The following is a 20,856-nucleotide window of genomic DNA, read 5'->3' as shown; positions in this document are numbered from 1 at the left end:
AGTAACGGAGGTTAGAAGATGAAGACGGTAATACTAGCTGAAAAACCTTCACAAGCAAAAGCCTATGCCGAAACCTTCCAACAGCGAAAGCGGCATGAAGGGTATTATGAAATCAGCGATCCATTGTTTGCTGGTGAAGTAACCATCACTTATGGTTTTGGACATTTGGTAGATATGGTTGCTCCAGGAGCTTATGAAGAGCGTTGGGCAAAATGGTCTTTAGAAAATTTGCCTATTTTCCCAGAAACCTTCCGTTACGAAGTTCCAATGGACAAACGTGCACAATTTTCGATCGTAAAACGAGAATTGCAGTCAGCCGATACCATCATTATTGCAACAGATGGTGATCGAGAAGGTGAAGCCATCGCGTGGTCGATTATTCGACAAGCAAACGCATTTTCTAAATGCTGATTGGCTGATTGGAATGAACGGAAGCCCATTATATAGCTTACTGCTTCAACGAAAAGGGATTGATGGCAGTTTTTCTCTTGGTCGTGTACAAACGCCGACACTCTATATGATTTATCAGCTGCAAGAAGAAATCAAACACTTCAAAAAAGAAACCTACTTTGAAGGAGAAGGTTTAATTACGACAAACAAAGGACAGTTTTCTGGAAAAATCGTACCAAAAAAAGCATTTAAAACCCAAGAAGAGTTAACGAAGGAAATAGAGAAACTCGGAGCGCATTTAGGTAAGCAAAACGGACGGATTCTTGAAGTTACGAAAAAGGAAAAGAGGTTGCATAGCCCACGTTTATTTTCGCTATCTAGTTTGCAGACAAAGATGAATCAGCTAATGAAAGCAAGTGCTAAAGCCACACTTGATGCTGCTCAAGGACTGTATGAAAGCAAGTTTCTAAGCTATCCAAGAACGGATTCCTTTTACATCACAGAAAATGAGCATCAGTATCTAGTTAAACATCTGCAAAACTATAAAAAGTTTTTAGGAATAGAAGAAGTACAGACAACTGAGATCAGAGCAAAGAAACGGTATGTCGATGCGAAAAAAGTTCAAGAACATCACGCAATCATTCCGACAAAGACGATTCCGACTCCTGCACGCTTTGCGAAGCTATCTAAATTACAGCAAGCAATCTATTTACAAGTCTTACGTACCACTGTGGCTATGTTTGCCGCAGATTATATTTATGAAGAGACGACTGTAATGACAGGTGTACAGCAATTAAAGCTAAAAAGCATCGGAAAGATCCCATTACAGCAAGGGTGGCAGGAAATCTTGCGCATCAAGTCAAAAAAGAAAGAAGCTCAGACTCTTCCTCCTATCGTAGAAAATGAAGAAGCAGAAGTAGAGCTGAAAAGTATGGAGAAAGAAACACAACCTCCGAAACCCTATACCGAAGGAACCTTGATCACAGCAATGAAAACTGCGGGAAAAACGCTGGATAATGATGAAGCACAAGAAATCCTCAAAGAAGTAGAAGGAATAGGAACAGAAGCTACACGGGCCAATATCATTGAAAATCTTAAGCAGAAACATTACATCGAAGTCAATAAAAACGAAATAATCGTTACGCCAAAAGGAATCACTCTTTGTAAGGCAGTAGCTAATGAACCATTGCTGACAAGTGCAGAAATGACTGCACGCTGGGAAGGATACTTGAGAAAAATTGGTAACCAAGAAGGGACGCCATCTGTTTTTTTAGAAAACATCAAAAAATTCATCTTACATTTATTGGCAGGAGTACCTAATCAAATCGATAAGGTAGATTTTTCAGATGAGATCAGCGGAACACGCCAGATAAAAGCGATGGAGAAGAAAAACGATCAATTAGGAAGATGTCCAAAATGTAAAAAAGGGACAGTCATGCTTTATCCTAAAATCGCTACATGCTTGAACCCGGAATGCGACTTCAAATTGTGGCCAACAGTAGCTAAAAAGAAGCTGACTAAAACGAATCTCAGAGATTTGCTTTCAAAAGGAAAGACAAGTAAAGTTGTCAAAGGTTTTACTGGTAAAAAAGGAAAATTCGATGCAGTTTTAGTATTAAAAGAAGATATGACGATTGGTTTTTCTTTTCCTTGGATCGAAAACAGCGGAACAAAAGCAGTTGATGGAAACAAAGAAACATCAAGAAAAAATAATGAAAACGAAGTAGAGTAAATGAAAACAATGAAATAGCAGAATATTTATTCCGAAAAGTGAGAATATAAATATCAATAAAACTAAAAAATATCAGTCAATCAAGCAAAAAAGTTAGGGTAGGCTGATTTTATATAGATAGCAAGGAGTTTTTTTATTTGAAAAAAGTGCATTCATTTTTAAATTATCTTATGGGAGCAATCACGATTGTGGCTGTGTATCAAGCATTTCTAAAGTATCCTGATTACGGGACGAAGTTGTTGTCATTGACGCACAATCAAACAGCATATTCACCAACGCTGATTTTATCGACTTTGACTGCAGGAGCTAAAAGCGCTACTTATTTTTTTCATAAAACGACAAGCATATTGAAGCGAAAGAAACAGCGTAAACAATTGTTGATGGTGGTAGCGGCTATGATTATTATTTATTTCCTACCAGTTATTACACAAGTATTCCATCAATATTTTGGTTAAGAATACGAGAGTTTGTGACAAAAGTCATGTCACAAACTTTTTTCTTTGTCATTTTTTCGTAAGAAAAAGTAAATCAATAGTATATACATTGATTAAATGTATATACTTGGATATAATGTACTTACTATAGAATGGTATAGAGGGTGGCGAAATATGAAAAAAATGAAAAAGTATAAAATTAGAAAATCTGGCAATAGCGATGTAACAACTATCCCACCAGAAGTAAAAGAATTCATGGGTGTGCAGACAGGTGACGCAATCAGTTATGTTTTTCAATCTGATGGTTCTGTACGAATGATCAAAGCGCAAGAAGAACCTGATATTGATTCGTTAGTTGATTCGATCATGAATCAATATGAAGACGCGTTAAAAGATTTGGTTGATTTATGAGGTATCTTTCGACTAAAGAAATTATCAAAATCAACGCAAAAGTTATTTTACGTTACTCACCAGGCGAAATGATTGGTGTAAAAGATGCCAATGCATTAGATATGGCTGTTAAACAGCCTTCACAAGCGGTATTTAATCAAGAACTCTATCCCGAAGTCTATGAAAAAGCGGCGATTTTAGCAATTAATTTAGCTAAAAAACATCCTTTTCATAATGGCAATAAACGAACGGCTCTTGTTGCCATGTTGTTGTTTCTTCAATTGAATAATTGTCCAGTTGCTTTTTCTCGTCAAGAAGCTGTTGATTTTATCATAATGATTACCACTAGTTCATTGGATTTCGATTCACTAAAGTCCAAGATAACCAATTATTTACGACAAACCGCAATAAAATGAACGAATTAAAAACTTTATTTCTCAATTAGATCAGCATGTCATTAAGGAACATGCTGATTTTTTTGTATGGTTGTTCATACAAAATAGTTTTTTCATAAAAATATGGATTAATTATTGAAATAATTGATTTAAAAGGAATACAAAAGAGCGAATAGCAGGAAATAGTGGTTTAGAACTAGTGGACTGATTTTTTATATATTTTAGTTTACATAATATATATTATACAAAGTAGATTTAGAAAATAATAAACCTCTCTCGAACGGTTTTTTATCAAAAATCATCATTTTTCCATCAAAATCTACTTGTGCAAAATTATAAAAAAATTTTGCAGTTTTTCTTACTTTTTTAGCGTTTAATTAAATGATAAAAAACCATTTTCTTTATACAGTTCATCAGATTATGACTCACTGTATTTGTGTTTGCCATCACTGAAGGATTTTTAATCACATAGATAAATCATTTACTTAAGTTTAGTTGTCATTGATATCGATTCGATTATTTAATCAGCAGATTACATTTCATACGTATGGATCATTTTCGACCGGATCAATTATAATCATTCTGTTTATTTGCTTACCTATAGATATCAATAAAAAACCTGCTTAACAGATATTTCAGCTGTTAAGCAGGTTTTGATTTTTTAGTTCTTACTCATTATTTCTTATAATACAGTGTTCAATACTTCTCTTAAAGCACTTGTTGATTTGCTGAACATTGCTTTTTCTTCTTCGTTGATGGATAATTCAACAACTTCACGAACACCATTTTCGTCAACGATTGATGGCACACCTGTAAAGATATCTTTTTCGTCATATTCACCAGTTAAGTAAGCAGATACAGGCAATACAGCTTGTTCGTTATTCAAGATAGCTTTTACGATACGTGCAGTACTCATACCAATACCATAATAAGTTGCTTTTTTACGATCAATGATCTCATAAGCAGCATTACGAACTTTATCAGCAATTACATCTAATTCGTCTTTAGCGATACGATGATCTTTTTCTACGATTTCAAAAACTGGTTTACCACCAACAGTTGTATGTGACCATGCAGCAACTTCTGAATCACCATGTTCACCTAAGATATAGCCGTGAACGCTACGTGGGTCTACTTTTAATTTCAATGCGATTTCTTTACGGAAACGAGTTGTATCCAATGTTGTACCAGTACCGATAACACGTGATGTTGGCAGGCCTGATTCGTTCCAAGCGATATATGTTAAAATATCTACTGGGTTTGAAGCAACAACGATAATTCCGTCGAATCCTGAGCCCATGATTTCTTTGACGATTTGGCGCATGATTGACGCATTTGTCTTAACTAAATCTAAACGAGATTGACCAGGTTTTTGGTTGATACCAGCTGTGATAACAACGATATCTGCATCTTTACATTCTTCATAACCGCCTGACCACACAGCAACGTTTTCATCGCCCCAAGCCATACCATCTAATAGATCCAGTGCTTCCCCTTCTGCTTTTTCTTGGTTCACATCGATCAAGACTAATTCATTAGAGATTCCTTGGTTGATCATTGCATAAGCGATACTTGTTCCAACAAAACCTGTACCGACGATTACTACTTTACGACTTGTTTTTTTCATGAATAAACAGCTCCTTTTTCATAACTATTTGTTACTTTCATGGAAATTATAGTCTTGTTTATTCATTTTATCAATATGTTAATTATAATAGTTGTTATTATAATTTTTGATGGAAACGAATTCCTAAATACGTACAACAGATAACTGATAAACGATTACACCCATGTACCCTGCTAACACAACTAAAAGTACTAACGCTATCACTAATGGAGCTACTTTAGCTCCACCTTTATCAAAGCTATACTTTTTCCTTGTACGCTTTAGAACTGAAAATAAAACCAAGCCAAAAATAATTAACCATAATAAAAAGCCAATCGCACCTAAAATCAATATCCCTTCATTTACGATTGAAATCCCTATATCCATTTGCTCTGCTCCCTCATTGTCCCATCTAAAGTTTTGTTTTGTTATAAACGTTTTTCTTTACTTTATCCGTATCAGTCAATCCTTTTTCGTAATTTTCTTGGATCGTTTTCTTTTGTATTTTATAGGATGCAGCTAACTGTCTTTTAAATCGGCGTTTGTTTTTTCGTATACTGGTGCCTTTTAGATATTCATAGAACTGTTTGACGATAAAAATGAACAGATAGACGGCAAAAAACGTGGACAATCCGTATCGGATGAGATACATAGCAACGAAGGTGGCAAAAATACCAGTTCCTTCATTTTGTGCTAAGACAGCAAATTCGCTTAAAAAAGTTATGATAAATGCAAAATTTCCCATGCTTCACCTCATTGTAAATAGTAAATAGTTGCCGTATCATCCTTTGATTTCTTTAAAGAGATAGAAAATATCACTTACGATAGTTTTTATATTGCTGCTGCTTCTGAAAACCCTTATTACCAGGTGCTTTACTCTTCGTACTTGAACTTGCGGACATCTTTTTGCTCAACAGAACAGTTAATAGAATCACGAAAAAAAGAGCACCTAATAACACAAAACGATACTTAGACAAGTACATAGCGAACGCAGAAAATAAATCAGTTTGTCCAACAACGCTGTAAGCAGCCAAACCACTCAACCAAGCCTTTACCATTTTCATCTCCTCCTCCCTTCTTCAATCACATTATCTAAAGGATACAATAAAAGAAGTTTAAAAAAGGAACTGCTTTTTCTTATTTATGAAAAAACTGTTCCTCCTATATGTTTATTGAAAGATAAGAAATGAGTACACTAGTATCAGATATACCTTATGAGATGTACTAAACAAAAGTCTATCTGTCTGACTAATCTATTGAAATGAGTGAATATTATGAAGAATAAGTCCAATGGTTCATCTTGGATAAAGTATGTCTTTTTGAGTGTACTCTATTTTTTTCTGCCACGTGTCCAATTAACAATGGATTCCCATCTATGGACGCTAATCTTCCAAGTTAGAAAGATCAGCGTATCTATCATCACTGTATGCTTACTAGTGAGTATTTATCAAATGAAAAGAAGGCAAAAGTGGAAACAGCCACTACTAAAACATCTATTTATAGCAACTTATCTCCTATATGGTGCCATCAACTTTTTTCTTCTTCTATTGATTGAGTTTAGTTAATACACGGATAAGTCTTTCAATAAATGCATAAAACAAAAAACTGCTTGCGACATATCAGAAAACATTAAATCGTCTTCTGATATTGTCCAAGCAGTTTTTATTTTGAAGCTTGCTTAATTCTGTTCTTTAGAAACAATGTTTGTTCTTTTTTTTCCGGCAAAAAGAAAGCTAGATAATACGACAAGTAAAAAGAAAGCGATGATTCCGACTGTCAATGCCATTTGACCGTATTCTCCTAGTTTCCCAAGTACAAGTCCTGGTACTAGATAATCAGTATCGGCAAATGTAGAAGAAGCGATTTTAAGATCTCCTAATACCGGAAGGATAAATAATGGCAACCAACTAATCAATAAGCTATTGAAAGCAGAACCTAATACCGCCCCTCTTCTACCGCCAGTCGAGTTGCCGAAAACACCAGAAGCAGCTCCGCAGAAGAAATGGCCAACTACTCCAGGGATGATGACTGTAGTCTGTAAGCCTATCATGGCAAACATCGATAGCGTTCCTACAAAGAAGCTGACAAAAAAACCAATCAATACAGCATTAGGTGCATATGGAAAAACGATAGGGACATCTAACGCTGGTTTAGAATCAGGTACAAGCTTTTTAGCGATTCCTTGGAATGCTGGAACGATTTCTGCCAACACCATCCGAACCCCTTGAAGGACGATAACAAACCCTGCTGTAAATGTTCCAGCTTGGATCAATGCAAAGATCACAGCGTTGTCTCCATTGCTTAATTCTCTTTCAACAAATCCAGGACCTGCTAATAAGGCAAGTGCGACATATACGATTGACATCAAGAGCATGATCGATACAGTAGAATCTCGCAAAAAACTGAAACTTTTAGGAATCTTTATGTCCTCCGTAGAGCGGTCTTTATTTCCAAAGAACTTACCGATCCACCCGCTAGACGCGTAACCGATATTGCCGGTATGCCCCAGCGCAACTTGGTTGTTCCCAGTAATGTTTTTCATGAATGGTTGACAAAGAGCGGGCGTAATAGTTAATAGTGTTCCTTCAAAAATCCCTCCTAATAAGATCATCCACACGTTTGCAGTAAATCCAGCGCTTACTAAAATGACTGCTGTCAGACAAGAAACATAAAGCATCGCTTGACCTGTAAGAAAAATAAATTTATATCTTGTGAATCGAGCAAGTAGAATATTCACGATCATCCCTACTAGCATGATCAAGGCAGTAGGTGTCCCGAATTGTTGTAAAGCAATTGCCACTACTGCTTCATTGCTTGGAACCACGCCTTGGGTATGCAGAGCCGTTTGGAACATCGAAGCGAAAGGGGTTAATGAATTACTGATCAGTCCAGCGCCGCCAATCAATACTAAGAATCCGACAAATGTTTTGATGGTTCCTTGGATTACTTCTGAAAATTTCTTTTTTTGCAGAACAAGCCCAAGCAGCGCAATCAGAGAAACGAGGATGGAGGGCTGACTGACGATTGAAACAAACAAATTCAACAATTTATCCATTGATATTTCCTCCCTTGAATCATTTTTATTCTTTTGACAAGATTTGTCCTACTTTTTCTTTTACTTCATCACTGTCGATGATCGATTGCAACGGCACGAGTTTTTCATCCGGTATAGAAGTAAGTGTATCTTTCAAAGAATGTTCAATGAAGAAATAATCCGCCATATCGCTAGATACACTCCCAACATCCGTATGACTTACTTCGAAATCGTCCACATCTGCTCCAAGATCTGCAAGAGCTTGTTTGATGTTCATCTCTACCATAAAACTTGTTCCTAATCCACTTTGACACACTGCAAAAATTTTCATGTTATTCGTCTCCCTTTTTTATGATTGCTAGTATTTCTTCTTTTGTTGAGGCTTGTAATAGCTCTTGAAGATTTTGTTTATTAGAAAGCAGCTTGGTTAAATTTGCCAACGCCCGAAGATGTGCCTCGTTATCGATAGCGGCTAAACAGATAAATAAGCTGATGGGATGAGCAGGATCATCGATTAGATCAACTGGTTGTTGAAGTTTCAGCAAAGACATCCCTACTTCGTTTACACCGTCTTCCGGACGAGCATGCGGCAGTGCGATGTGGTCGCCGATGTGGATAAACGCACCATACTGCTCCACACGTTCAATCATCGCTTTGATATAACTCTCCTCTATTTTATTCTTTAATAATAGTGGCTGTGCGGCAAGTGTGATTGCTTCTTGCCAGTTTTTTGGTTGATCGGATAATTGGATCATTTCTTCTGTTAATAATTCAGATAGCATAGGACGTTGATCCTCCTTCTTTTCTAAAAGTTTGTTCATTTTACGATTTAAGACTTGATAGAGCTTTTCTTCATCTACACCTTCTTTTAATTCGATATATGGAAGTAGCGCAGCTAGCAATTCTTGAGCAGAAGGCATGGAGAATCCTGGTATCAGCCAATCTCTTTGTACTTGATTGATCAGTTGGTTTTTTTCCAAGTCAGTCATGATTGGTTGTAGGACATATAGTGACTTTTTCTTATTCGTAAGCGTAAGAGGCACAGTAGAAAAAACAATATCGTAGGAAGTTCCGTCAATCTCATGCAAGCGATCAGCTGAATTGGTCTCTGTAAAAAGGATCATCGGGAATAATTGCTGAAGTTCGCTTTTTAAGATCAATGAAGAGCTAATGCCACTTGGACAGACGATCACGGCTCTTATTTTTCTGTTTCTCTCTTCTTCATCTACTTTTCTTATTTCTCCGCCGAATAGTATAGTGAAAAACCCAACCTCTTCTTCAGGGATGCTCTTTCCTATCCGTTTTTCTAACGGACGCAATGCTTTTCTTGTCATTTCATAGATGGAAGCATATTGATGTTTGATTTGATTGATCATCACATTTGGCAAGTAAAAAGAATAAGAGATACGAAAATAGGCAGGTACCAAGTGATAAAAGACATTCATCAATAATTCACGAAATGAATCAAATTCTATGGCCATCAGGAATTCCATGCGATGGATGACTTCTGAAGAACATTCCAGCAAAAAATCAAGCGCAGGCTCCTGGATATCTCCTTCAACAATTGAGGCTAAGCAAAGAGAGAAAAATAGAATCTCTGACTCTAGATATTCGGAATAGCCTAAGCCAGTCAATATTTGTCGGCTGATGTCATTGATTGCAAGAGAAGCTAAAAGTTCAGCATCTTTTACCTTTTCTACAGATATTTTCCCAATTCGATTAGTGGTCAAACTTAAATAATACGCTAACTCATCCATTCGATTGGGTGCAAAGCGAAGATCTGATAGAGAGATTGTGCTGTCTAACAAATCTCTGGCTTTTGCATAACAATCAAGAGAGAGCATTGCGGTTAAATACGTGAGACCAAATCTTCCAGCAAGCGATTGCATTAAATGAGCGGTGCGATTTTTTGCTTCCCTTCTCAATATCACTTCTGACCCCAGTAGCCTAAAGCCTGCTTTTCTAGTATATGTCAGCTGACATTCTTCCCCTTCTAATTCCTTTCTTACTTTTTTGATATCCGATAGGACTGTTCCTTTAGAAACCTGAAGAAAGTCTTGAAAATGAAATACAGAAATAGGTATGGTATTCGAATAGACCATCAAATAAAGAAGATCTCTACGCTCTTGTTCGGTGTACACCGCTTCAAAGCGAGTGATATTCACGTATTTTTCTGCCCAGTCGATCGCTCGAAATTTTTTCAGACGGATATAAGTCTCATCCATATACTCGGCAAAGGGAGCAAGTTGTTTGATTGCCTCGTTTATATTTACTTCGATGATCTCGGCTGCTTTTTCTAGACTGATTTCTCTGGGTGTTTTCAGGAGATAACTAATTTTGTAGTTCACAGCGCTGTTCACCTCCTATTTGTATTCTAGTATGATACCGCTTTTAAATCGAGGGTTGTTTGGTACAACTTACAGTTAGATTTTTTTTACGACTGTACCAAACGACCTCTATCGAGTTACAGAAAAAAAGCAGGTGACCAAATGGCTCCCTGCTTTTATGAATCAATTTCAATCAATTTCGCTCGATCAATGATGATCGTGTTTCTTTTTTGAAGTCAGTTCTTCAAATTTTTCTTTGACCTCTTCAACCGCTTTTTCGATATCTTTTTCAAAGCGATTAGGTTCGTTAGACTCTGATTCTTCTTCTACAGAATTGGAACCGGATAAAGCTGTTTCTTTGTTTTCTGTTTCACCGGAGTTTGTGCCAGCTAATGATTCTTCTTTATCTTCTGTTTCACCAGAATTAGTACCTGCTAGAGCTACTTCCTCTTCCGTTTTAGGGGCCATAGAACCTCTTAATCGTTTGTGTTTTTCACCATCATAATTTGTCATATTGGTTCCTCCTAGTAATTCTATACTTTTTCATCGTACAATAAGACAGTTTGTGCGTCAAAAAACAAACCCGATTCTTACAAATATGTCATGTTTTCATCTTTTACCTTCTGATTCTTGAATGCCTTTGATTCCTTCTTCCAAAATTTTCATCTGTAAGATTGTTTCTTCATCTTTAATGACTTTTTTTGTACCATTGACTAATGTCTCGTAAATGCCTTCGTAGACGCGACTGTAATCACCAACCTCGGAAATCACTTTTTCTTCATGATAATCGCCTTGTTCATCTATATAAGTCAATACACCGTAGTGCTCGGGCAAGTCGATCCCAAAGTCTTCATGATCAGGCATATAAAACATTTTAAGATGTTCTTCTTGCCGATCTTTCGTTTGTTTCACGAACATCCCCTTTTTTCCATAAACGACGAAACTCGGACGTTCTTTGATACGGAAATAGCTGGATTTTATCGAAATTTTCATGTTTCCGTAGAAAAAGTCCAGATCGAAGTAATCATTCATTCGTCCTTTCCCTAATAGTTGACGAACATCATAACGAATATCATCTGGTTCGCCGAAATAAGAAAGAACTTGGTCTACTGTATGACAAGCATGTCCATATAAATAGCTGTTTGCAGTAGAAAATTCATGCGTATTTTCTGGTACTTCTGGTCTGAAATAATCGTAATGCATTTCTACTTCTAAAATATCCCCTAATTTTCCGCTTTCGATTACTTTTTGGACTGTCAAGAAGTCAGAATCGAACCGTCTGTTTTGGTAACATTGGATAAATAGCCCTTTTTCTTTTGCTAATGCAAATAACTCTTCTGCTTCCTTTGACGTTTCTGCAAAAGGTTTTTCTACCAATACATTCTTTCCATGTTCGAGTGCCATTTTTCCATATTCATAATGAAATTGACTTGGTGTAGTAATGACAACTAATTGGATCTCAGGATCATTCCAAAGATCAGACAGCTGATCGGTATATTCGATGTCTTCAAATGTTTCCCATACTGGTTTAGATGGGGAAAAAATTTTTTTGATATTGATTTTGTCCGTAAGTTTTCTCGAAAATGGCAAATGATAGCGATTTGTACTCTTTCCATTGCCGAGATAAGCGATTGTAAGCATGATTTGTGCCTCCTTTTATTGTTGTTTTCAGTATATCTTAGAAAAATATAGAAAGTGTCTATAATAGCCATTCTGGCAAAAAAGTTCAGAAAAACATTTGTTATCATTTGGTTTGGTGAAATTTATGTTCAAAGTAAGGTAAAAAATCAAAAAGAGAGTGGCGGAACCAAGCATTTATCAGTAAGATAGAATTTGGAGGTCAGATCATGCTTATTGAAGAAAAATTAACCAAACAAGAGTTGTTTACCACGACAGAGAAACGGATTGCTGATTACATTCGGAGGAATATCGAAGCCGCAGTCTACATGACGATTGAAGAATTAGCAAAAGCTACGTATACTTCCCATTCAGCTATTATTCGTTTATGCAAAAAAATGGGCTTCAGCGGATTTAAAGAATTTCGTTTCGAATTAGGACGGGAAGTTCATCAATTGATTGCCCAGTTTAATCAAACAGTCGATCCTAATTTTCCTTTTTCAAGTGAAGATAACACACAGCAAATTGCAAAGAAAATGGCAGATTTGTCGATCCAGTCAATAAAAAAAGCGCAATTGCAGATCGAGCATCAAGATTTGGATACCATCAGTAAAGTATTGAACAACGCACAGCGAATTTTTCTTTTTGCAAAAGGCGATTCCCAAATCACGGCAAGGAAGTTCCAGAATAAAATGGTCAAGTTGAATAAATTTTTGATCTTGGCCGAAGAATATAGTGATTCTTCTTGGAATGCAGCCAATTTAACTAGCGAGGATTGCGCAGTTTTTATTAGCTACAGCGGTCGTATCCATCATTATGAACGGATCATGACCTATCTAAAGCATGTAGGAGCTCCAACATTATTGATTACCGGAAATCAGCATTCAGAAATGGCCAAACAGGCTGATATGTGTCTTGTTATATCGCAGGAGGAATATGATTTTGCTAAAGTAGCGACTTTCTCCTCTCAAATTGCCTTCGATTACGTATTAAATACGTTATTCTCAGTGATATATTCTCAAAATTTTGAAAAGAATATCCGCAACTTGAAAAACAAACAAGAATTGATGCAAAAAGGCCTTCTTAAAGAATATCGGAAAAATTGAGACAAGCTTTCTTTGATATCGTTATAAATATAGACTGGCTGAAGTTTTCTTTTTCAAACTTCAGCCAGTCTATTTGTTTACGCATTGATTTGAATACATCTATCATAGAAAAGAGACACAGTTACCTTCTGTTTCTTATTTTAAATGTTTGCCGAAAAAGATAAATAAGAAACAGAAAAATCAGTATACTTATAGCTATCAATCCGTACAGGAAGAAACGTTTGTTCTCAGATACTTTCTGTACTTCTTTCTGCACTTCTTTTGCATGATAAGGAACGCGATGCCCTCTGACAAGTAAGCGATGACTGTTGATCATATAAGGTGTACAAGTCAATAGTGTCACGAAATCCTTTCCTTTTTCGATTCTCAGGTCTGTTGTATCAGTTGGTTCTACCGTCTTTATCTGATCGACTTGATAAGCAAGTGTCTGTCCGTTGATCTCGATATAGAAAGAATCACCTAAAGTCAGTTTTGGCAAGTCAGTGAACAACTTTGCTTGAGGCAGTCCCCGATGGCTGGAAATAACGGCATGTGTACTTTCTCCCCCAGTAGGATAAGATGTCCCTTCCAATAAAGAAGCACCTTTTTCTAGTAGCACGGTATTTGTTTCGTCAAAAATCGGTAAATGGACATTGATTTCAGGAATCGTCAGAACGCCGATCGTATGTTTTTCAAAATAGGTTTTGTCCGTTTTCACTGGTTCCTTTTTCTTAGTAAAGGGATCGACACCGGGATTTCCTCCTTTTTTTGCTAATTGCTGGTTTTTCTTTATCATGTCTTTTTGGATCTTGGCCATGACTGCTTCATTTTCTTTTACTGCTTGTTGCTGATAATGAGAGATGATTTGCTGATCCAGGTAGTTATTCAGCGCATCGCTAACGAATGGATAAGCCAAGACGCCTATCCCTGACAGAAGCAGAAGGATCATTAGCAGGTCTAGATATTTTCTTTTCTTTTGTTTCATTTGTGTTCTCCTTGTGCTGACTAGTTGTTAATAAAAGAAAAAGGAGCAATTGCGTAAGCCGCTGCTCCTTTTCCAATTCATGTACAAAGATTAAATCTGACTATGCTTGCGTCTAGCAAAGTACAATCCAGCAATCAATAGAAGGATCACTCCTGCACCAATATAAAGATAGATTCCCTTACCACCTGTTGAAGGAAGTGTACCTTTGTGTTTATTTGGTATTTTTTCAGGAGAAATCAACTGTCCTGCTGTTGCGTAAGATTGTTCATCGACAGTAAATGCTACGCGGTTTGCCAATGGAACATAGTTTTCTGGTGCTTTCGTTTCTTCCAGATAGTACGTGCCGTATTTGAGACCTGTCACATCAACTAAACCGTTGTTTGTGGTTGTAAAAACAGTTGCTGATTCTTTCGTCGAAACCCAGTTGACGGCTTTTGTAGATGGGTCGATCGACAAATAGTTGGCTGTGTCACTCTCTTGATCACGAACGACGAATTCTGCTCCAGCAAGTGTTTGATCTGATGCAACATCACCATCTACTTTGACAAATCGTTTGCCGCCAGTAACGACATCGACAGACGGTGGCGTTTGATCATTTGTATGTCCGTTATCGACATTTGCTTGGTTAGAAAACCCTTTTGTTGGATCTGCTTTTTCGTTCAAATGCATATAGTAAACAAATTTCAGCGTACCGCCAGGAGTGAGTGAAGGAATATAATTCGAGTCAACTGAAACCGTGAATCCGTTTGTTTGTTCAGTGACAGAATAATTTGTTGGATCAATTTCTTTATCCCCATCATACAAGATATACGCATACGTTCCTGAAGTTTCATGATCAAATGTCAAAGCAGCATCATGAGTATCAATGAGTTTGAATGTCGTGTACTTGTTTTGTGTTCCTTCTTTATCAGCGATACCTAAAGGAATATTGACAGAGATCTCATATTGGATTTTTTCTCCGATTGCGACATCTTTTCCATTCAATTGTGGAGTTGTCTTATCGACTTTGGACGTATCATTTTTGATGGTCTTTTCTACAGGAGTTTGACTATTTGCCAAGATCTCAAACGGTGTGTTTGTTTGATTGTCAATCATTTCTGCATTATCAGGAGCTTTTACTTCTTCTAAATTATATTTTCCAACCTCTAAATGATTGACGATCAACTGTCCTTTTTCAATCGTTGCCTCGGCAAAGTCATTGTTGCCGATATCATAAGAATGACCAGTAATGAAATGTTTGGCTTTCGTTTGATCCGTTGTCCAAGTGTACAATCCATCTGTGACGCTTTGGATATATTTTTTGACGCTTGGTGTTCCTTCTTCTTTAGAAATAATGAATGCCGCACCGTTTAGTGCTTCGTTTTCGGCAGTACCGACTTTGGTCACTTTCAATGTTCCATCATTACCAACTATATTTTTAGGATAGAGATGGATAGTGTCCAATTCTTCTGTCCCATATTTATAAGAGCCATCTGCTTGTTTGATCATCTCATATACAGGAAAAGCGAGCACCATGTTTGTAGCAGCTGTCACTCCGTCTTTTGGTTCCTCTTTGATTGTGTAGACTGCATCTTTCCCATTTTGTTTTTTAGGTAAAGATAAAGTCACATTTCCATCCGCATCTGTCGTTCCTGATGCAATTGGTGTACCAGGAGTCAAAGACTCGACTGCTTGTTTTGCTGCATCCACCGACGCTCCTTTCTCCCGTTGCGCATAAAATTCTGGAGTGACGTTATAAACGGAAAATGAGATATCGGCTAATCCTTGGTATTGATCGAATTCGCTCATTTCTTTCCCACTGTTTTGAATCAAAGGATCGGGTAAATCAGTCATTTTCTTTTTATGGAGAATGACTTGAGCTGCTGTATCCTCCGCAAACACTCTTTTTGTGCCGAAGCTACTTGTGATTAATGGTAAAATAAGAAAAAGTGCACCTAATATAATGCTTATTTTTTTATGATTTTTCATTTTGTCACTCCTGTTCTTTTTTTGATAAACAACCATATTGCAAGGCTTGCGAACACCATGCCAACAATGACTAGAAGGATGTTTTTCGTTTCGTTTGTTTTAGGAAGAAATGGACGACTATTTTCTTTTTTGTTGACTACTTTCAATATACCGACAGTCTCTTTATCCTCAGAGAGACTAGTTGAAATGGTAAACGGAATTTCTGTTTCACTTAAAATATAACCAGATGGTGCTTTGATCTCTTTTAACCAGTAATCTCCTGTTCTCAACCCGATAATGGAAAAAGCGCCATTTTTATTGGAAGTCAGGTGAAACGCATCTGATTCGTTACTTGTCCACTTGTATCCGTTGGCTGTTCGCTGCAGGTAATTTCCTGCTTTGTTTTTAATAAGGAATACTGCATCAGCTAATCGTTTGTTTGGTTTATTTGTCTCGATTTTGACAAATTGCTTACTCCCTGTATATATAGAGACTTTCTTTGTACTGATACCAAAACCAAAATCTAGTGTTCCGTTGTTATTGATTTCCTTGTTCGCCTGAGCTGTACTGTTTAGCTGCATCTGATAAGAAATAGTCAGGTTTTTTCCAGCATATTTTTCTAGCGAAGGAATCGAAAATGCAATTTCAAATCCGTGTGGTTTCGTGTGTATGACAAATCCTTCTGATAGCTTTTGTCCATTCGATGAAATCGTTAGACTAGTAGGTAAAAATGTTAATGCTCCATCCGCACTATCTGATAATACGAATTTTTGATAGTCTAAGATATTCATAGGGATCATCGTGTGCAAGGAATAAGTGATTTTGTCACCAATCGTAAAATCATCCCTCGATTCTTCTAATACCTTTTCAAAAGGAGGATCAGGGTAGTTATTTTCTTCATTTTTAGGATACAAATGGATAGATGAAAGTTCTTGATCGTTTTGTCCATATACAGGAAGAACAACTACCATGTTCCCTGCTTTTTCTTTGACGACTTCTGGTGCTTTGGATTCAATAAAAAGATACGCTTTTTCTCTTTTTTTATGATCTTTGGCAGCTAGAGAAAAAGAAGCAATACCATCTTCGTTGTTCAGAGTTGCGGTTGTTTTTTCTGTGATAAACGTGCCAGAAGACTTACCGTTTTTTGCGATCTCTGTTTGTGCTTCCTCTACTGTTTTCCCCTTTTCTCGTAAATGGTAAAAAGATTCTGTGACATCATAAACTTGAAATGTGACTCCATTCAATCCCCGATACGTTTGCAATAACTCTTTTTCTTGTCCGTCACTTGGCTGATTTTCCGGTAGTTGGCCATTTGGAAACAGTAACTTGTACAAAGTGATCTGGACCCTATCTGGTTCTGTTGCTGTTACTGTTACTGCCTGAGTAAAAGCAGGTTTAAATAGTAATAAGAAGAGACACATACTAAGCCAACCAAGTTTTTTCATATTAGCTGCCCCCTCTTTCTTTGTTGAAAAAAAGATACCAAATAGAAAATGTACAACCAATCATCCCTACTAGATAGATTCCTAAGCGGCCAATTCCTCCCGTATCAGGTAATGGTACTTTTGCCTGATTCGTGATGTCTAAAGAAATCTGGTTGTTTTTGGCTCCTGGTGAAAGAACAGACTCATACTCTTGTCCATCCACTTGAATCAATCCATCTTCTTTTATGATGATAGTAACTGGATCTTTTAGTCCTTGGTATCCTTCTGGTGTAAAGGTTTCGGTCAGCTTATAAGTTCCAGGTTTTAAATTTTCGAATAGAAAGGTGTCCGTTTCTTGTCCATCTTTTGGCAATTCTAAGTCCATTTCTGGCCCTTGCAGTCTGAATTTGGCTCCTTTTAATGCCTGTCCATTGTCTTCCTTTTTGTGTACTGTCAGGTCAAATGCTTTTAATCGATTTTGATGAGTGAGCGTCCACATGCCATTCGTTGTCTCGGTGTTTTGCCCCGTGTAAATAATCTTTCCATATTTATCAATTTGGAATTCATAATTTCCCGGCGAAGTATCATATCCTGCAGGACCAGCTGTTTCAACGACTCGATATTCTCCAGGTGTGAGTGAATCAAAAATGGCAAGGCCTTTTTCATTCGTTGTTTGGTTGTCCATTGGCTGATAAGCACCGTTTGCTTCTTTTTTCTGTAGGGCAAAAGCTGCACCTTTAAGATTCATCTCTTTGCCCGTCCCTTGCATCGTATACTTACGTACTGCTATAGGAATTTCAACAAAAGGATTTTCAATGGTCAACTGGATCGTATCATCGGAAGTAGTGACTGTTTTTCCATCAATGGTTACCGTACCATCAGAAGCAATCTTGATTTCCCAAGTAGTCTTTTTGCTTAATTCATGACCTTCTGGCGCTTTTGTTTCTGTCAGTGTATAAGTCATTTCTTTTTGCAATTTGACATTTTCCGGAAGAGAATAGGTCCCGTCACCATTATCAGTTAGTAAAGTATCAATAGAATCTCCTGTTAATTTGAAAACAGCGCCAATGAGATCCTTTTCTCCTGTAGAGGAATTTTTCGTTATTTTTAAGTCTAACGGTGTGAATTGTTTAGTATTCTTCCATGTCAGTGCGTCTATTTGTTGAGAATCATATCCTGGTACAGGCAGTTCTTTGATTGTTTGGTAACTGAATGCTTGACCTTGATTATTATATTGAGGCAGTGATAGTATCTCTTGATAACTTTCTCCACTATTTGCAGAGAGTTTGTCGACGTCTGCACGTTCCCACGTATTTGCAGTATCTTTAGCTGGTTTAGTGATGCGGATATATCCGTTTTTCCAAGCTGCAGCATCTGTTGTATGGTTCCGTTGGATTTCAAAAGTGACTTGATCTGGACGATTAGCTGGATTATTATCAAATTCTTCCCATAATTTTTTGATGTGAAGACTGACTCCGGGAGCTTTAGCAGATGGTATACCGAATTCAGCTAATTTGTCAGTGTCAATACTTGGTTGGAAAGTCGTCCTACCGTTCATTTGATACCAGAAATTCGGGTGGAAGTCCTCATTTTCTGTCTGGATCCTCACTTGGTAATGAATTTGGATTTCTTGGTCTTTTCCTAAATAAATCTGATTGCTCTTGATCGTATTTCCATCTATAGAAATAGTTGGAGTAACTGTTGTAGGGTTTGTTCCCACGCTTTTGACTGAAAGTGTACCAGGTTGATAAATAAATGGTTCTGCGATTGGATCATTTATTTGTCCATTACTTACAGTTGCAGAGATCTGTACAGCTTTTTTAGCCAGATATTCAGAGATATCTGTTGCATGATCGGCTGATTCATAATAAAGGTCCCCTTTTTCGTCTGCTGAAACCATTTGCCGCATACGAGACTCTACTTCTGCTTTAGATAGACCAGCTGCTGGATCGCTTTGAAGTTGGATACCAAGACCATGTATCTCGATTCCTCGTTCTTTAAGCGCCATCGCTTCTCCGATGGTTGCGATAAATGTGCTGTCTATTCTTCTGGATCGGTTGTTTTGGTCAGGTGCATAATAGCTTCTTGCAATTCGAGAAGTATTTCCCGGCTGATCTTGAGTATTGGAAAACTGGGTACCGTAATAATCGTTGCTTGATTGTGCGTGTACTCGCTGTACTTTATAGGAAAATGTCGGTACACCATCCGTCAGCAAGACGATTACTTTTTTATGTCCGTTTGGAACGGATAGCATGTCTCCTGCATCTCTTAACCCTTTTTGTGTAAAAGTACCGCCATTTGTTCGTGAAGGTGTAATGGTTTTTACTTGGTTTTTTACCGAATTAAATGGACCCATCTGAACAGTACCGTTACTGTAGTTATAGCCATCACTGGAGTAGCCGACATATCCCATATTGATTTTGTCTGTGATACCGCTATCTGCTAAAGTATCGACAAAACGATCGACACCAATTTTTACTTCACCGATTCGATCATTGTCGTTCATACTTCCTGACCAGTCTACGACCAATACGAGATCAAGAGGTGTGATATCTTTTTGTACATTTCCACGGGCATTCAAATAAACATCAAACAATCCAGGTGTAGTTGTCTCCTTTGCAAACTTACGTATCGCATAGTCTGCTTGATTGCCTGTTCCCCCGTATTCGATATACGAATGAGTCCGATCATTAGGATTTCCGTCCCAAGAATTTATCCCATCCCATTGATTTGATCCATTTTTATTACCTTGGTGATCAAGAACATTTGTATTTCCTGTAGGTTGCCAATTGGCTTTAGGATAAGTGCCTTGATCATCCGTCGTATACTCTGTAGGAATCGTCTGATTAGCTGAAACAGTCACAGCTGGCAAAGACAATGTAGGCAATGTAAAGGGATTGACAGAACTTTCATTTTCTTCTGATACTCCTTCTTTTGTTTCGTCTGTATTTGGTATTGACACTTCTGTCTCTTTCTTGTGTTCTGTCGCATCAGTAATGTCATACTCTTTATTATCGACGATCAGCTTATTTGTCTGGCTGTGGTAAAGTGTTGGATCGATTGGAAGACTTAGATTGATCGTTTGTTTAGTGTTTGGAGAGATTTCTAGCGTGGTTTTCCCGCTTTTTACCTGATAAGCATAGCTATCTTCTTCCTTTCTTTCCACATCGCTTAAGTAATTCTCAACTAGACCAATTTCTTTCTCTACCTTTTCTGTACTGTTGTTATTCGCATTTAGTTTGACGTTCAGCGCTTTTTTCCCAGATTGATCTGAAGTGATTTCAGCTGAAATGATTTCTAACATCGTTGGATTATCTGTAGCTTCTGCTATTGCAGTTACAGGCAGGATGTTCGATAAACTCAATAATATCAGCACAAAAACAACTTTCAGCTTCTTCCCTGTGGTCGTCATTTTTCCCCTCCTTTTTATTATTATCTGTTTTGACGTGAATAGTGATGATTATTAAAATAAATAAACGTATTTATTCTA

The 20,856-nt window shown here is 37.3% G+C and carries 17 protein-coding genes and 1 pseudogene; 5 read left to right on the top strand and 13 right to left on the bottom strand.

Annotated elements, in window-relative coordinates:
- Positions 1-18 precede the first annotated feature (18 nt).
- The 4 genes and pseudogenes from IGJ53_RS07665 (at position 19) to IGJ53_RS07650 (ending at position 3,362) form a co-directional block, all read left to right on the top strand.
- Positions 19-2,122: pseudogene (locus tag IGJ53_RS07665) on the top strand (DNA topoisomerase).
- 170 nt (positions 2,123-2,292) lie between these two features.
- Positions 2,293-2,577 carry a hypothetical protein gene (locus IGJ53_RS07660; protein WP_002400186.1) on the top strand — a complete coding sequence of 95 codons (285 nt, stop codon included), beginning with the start codon at positions 2,293-2,295 and terminating at the stop codon, positions 2,575-2,577.
- A gap of 153 nt (positions 2,578-2,730) precedes the next feature.
- Positions 2,731-2,967, top strand: coding sequence for an AbrB/MazE/SpoVT family DNA-binding domain-containing protein (locus IGJ53_RS07655; RefSeq protein ID WP_002289715.1), 237 nt, complete (start codon positions 2,731-2,733; stop codon positions 2,965-2,967).
- A complete protein-coding gene (locus IGJ53_RS07650) occupies positions 2,964-3,362 on the top strand; it encodes a type II toxin-antitoxin system death-on-curing family toxin (RefSeq protein WP_002400189.1) in 399 nt (132 codons plus the stop codon). The genes IGJ53_RS07655 and IGJ53_RS07650 overlap by 4 nt, the downstream gene beginning before the upstream one ends.
- A gap of 661 nt (positions 3,363-4,023) precedes the next feature.
- On the opposite strand, the gene IGJ53_RS07645 is transcribed toward IGJ53_RS07650, so the two are convergent.
- The 9 genes from IGJ53_RS07645 to IGJ53_RS07605 form a co-directional block, all read right to left on the bottom strand.
- Positions 4,024-4,968: an L-lactate dehydrogenase gene (locus IGJ53_RS07645; RefSeq protein ID WP_002400190.1), complete on the bottom strand. Its 945-nt coding sequence runs from the start codon at positions 4,966-4,968 to the stop codon at positions 4,024-4,026.
- A gap of 123 nt (positions 4,969-5,091) precedes the next feature.
- Entirely contained in the window at positions 5,092-5,334 is a 243-nt protein-coding gene (locus tag IGJ53_RS07640) for a hypothetical protein (RefSeq protein WP_002329193.1), read from the bottom strand.
- Between the two features lie 25 nt (positions 5,335-5,359).
- Entirely contained in the window at positions 5,360-5,692 is a 333-nt protein-coding gene (locus tag IGJ53_RS07635; protein WP_002309277.1) for a hypothetical protein, read from the bottom strand.
- Between the two features lie 70 nt (positions 5,693-5,762).
- Complete coding sequence (locus tag IGJ53_RS07630) at positions 5,763-6,005, bottom strand: hypothetical protein (RefSeq protein WP_010732630.1); 243 nt, start codon at positions 6,003-6,005, stop codon at positions 5,763-5,765.
- A gap of 620 nt (positions 6,006-6,625) precedes the next feature.
- Positions 6,626-8,002: a PTS ascorbate transporter subunit IIC gene (locus IGJ53_RS07625; protein ID WP_010732629.1), complete on the bottom strand. Its 1,377-nt coding sequence runs from the start codon at positions 8,000-8,002 to the stop codon at positions 6,626-6,628.
- Between the two features lie 25 nt (positions 8,003-8,027).
- Positions 8,028-8,312, bottom strand: coding sequence for a PTS sugar transporter subunit IIB (locus tag IGJ53_RS07620; RefSeq protein WP_002315031.1), 285 nt, complete (start codon positions 8,310-8,312; stop codon positions 8,028-8,030).
- Position 8,313: 1 nt separating this feature from the next.
- Entirely contained in the window at positions 8,314-10,329 is a 2,016-nt protein-coding gene (locus IGJ53_RS07615; RefSeq protein ID WP_259741831.1) for a BglG family transcription antiterminator, read from the bottom strand.
- A 186-nt stretch (positions 10,330-10,515) separates the two neighbouring features.
- Positions 10,516-10,821, bottom strand: coding sequence for a hypothetical protein (locus IGJ53_RS07610; protein ID WP_002400196.1), 306 nt, complete (start codon positions 10,819-10,821; stop codon positions 10,516-10,518).
- 96 nt (positions 10,822-10,917) lie between these two features.
- The gene (locus IGJ53_RS07605; RefSeq protein WP_438749973.1) at positions 10,918-11,949 is read right to left on the bottom strand and encodes a Gfo/Idh/MocA family oxidoreductase; all 1,032 of its coding nucleotides are present in this window, start codon (positions 11,947-11,949) and stop codon (positions 10,918-10,920) included.
- Positions 11,950-12,155: 206 nt separating this feature from the next.
- Between IGJ53_RS07605 and IGJ53_RS07600 the strand changes: the two genes are divergently transcribed.
- Positions 12,156-13,031: a MurR/RpiR family transcriptional regulator gene (locus IGJ53_RS07600; protein WP_010732626.1), complete on the top strand. Its 876-nt coding sequence runs from the start codon at positions 12,156-12,158 to the stop codon at positions 13,029-13,031.
- Between the two features lie 121 nt (positions 13,032-13,152).
- Here the strand turns inward: IGJ53_RS07600 and IGJ53_RS07595 are convergent, their stop codons facing one another.
- The 4 genes from IGJ53_RS07595 to IGJ53_RS07580 all read right to left on the bottom strand — a co-directional run bounded on the left by IGJ53_RS07595 (position 13,153) and on the right by IGJ53_RS07580 (position 20,778).
- Complete coding sequence (locus IGJ53_RS07595; RefSeq protein WP_259741829.1) at positions 13,153-13,995, bottom strand: class C sortase; 843 nt, start codon at positions 13,993-13,995, stop codon at positions 13,153-13,155.
- Positions 13,996-14,085: 90 nt separating this feature from the next.
- On the bottom strand, positions 14,086-15,963 hold the full coding sequence (locus tag IGJ53_RS07590; protein WP_259741828.1) for a SpaH/EbpB family LPXTG-anchored major pilin: 1,878 nt from the start codon (positions 15,961-15,963) through the stop codon (positions 14,086-14,088).
- The gene (locus tag IGJ53_RS07585) at positions 15,960-17,387 is read right to left on the bottom strand and encodes a SpaH/EbpB family LPXTG-anchored major pilin (protein ID WP_438749969.1); all 1,428 of its coding nucleotides are present in this window, start codon (positions 17,385-17,387) and stop codon (positions 15,960-15,962) included. Before IGJ53_RS07585 ends, IGJ53_RS07590 begins: the two co-directional genes overlap by 4 nt.
- Position 17,388: 1 nt before the next feature.
- A complete protein-coding gene (locus IGJ53_RS07580; RefSeq protein WP_010732622.1) occupies positions 17,389-20,778 on the bottom strand; it encodes a SpaA isopeptide-forming pilin-related protein in 3,390 nt (1,129 codons plus the stop codon).
- Positions 20,779-20,856: the final 78 nt, after the last annotated feature.

Origin of the sequence: Enterococcus sp. DIV1283b (assembly GCF_051710965.1) — a bacterium.
GTDB classification, from domain to species: domain Bacteria; phylum Bacillota; class Bacilli; order Lactobacillales; family Enterococcaceae; genus Enterococcus_B; species Enterococcus_B lactis.
The sequence above is the reverse complement of the archived record's forward strand: the minus strand, read 5'-3'. Positions and strand labels throughout refer to the sequence as shown.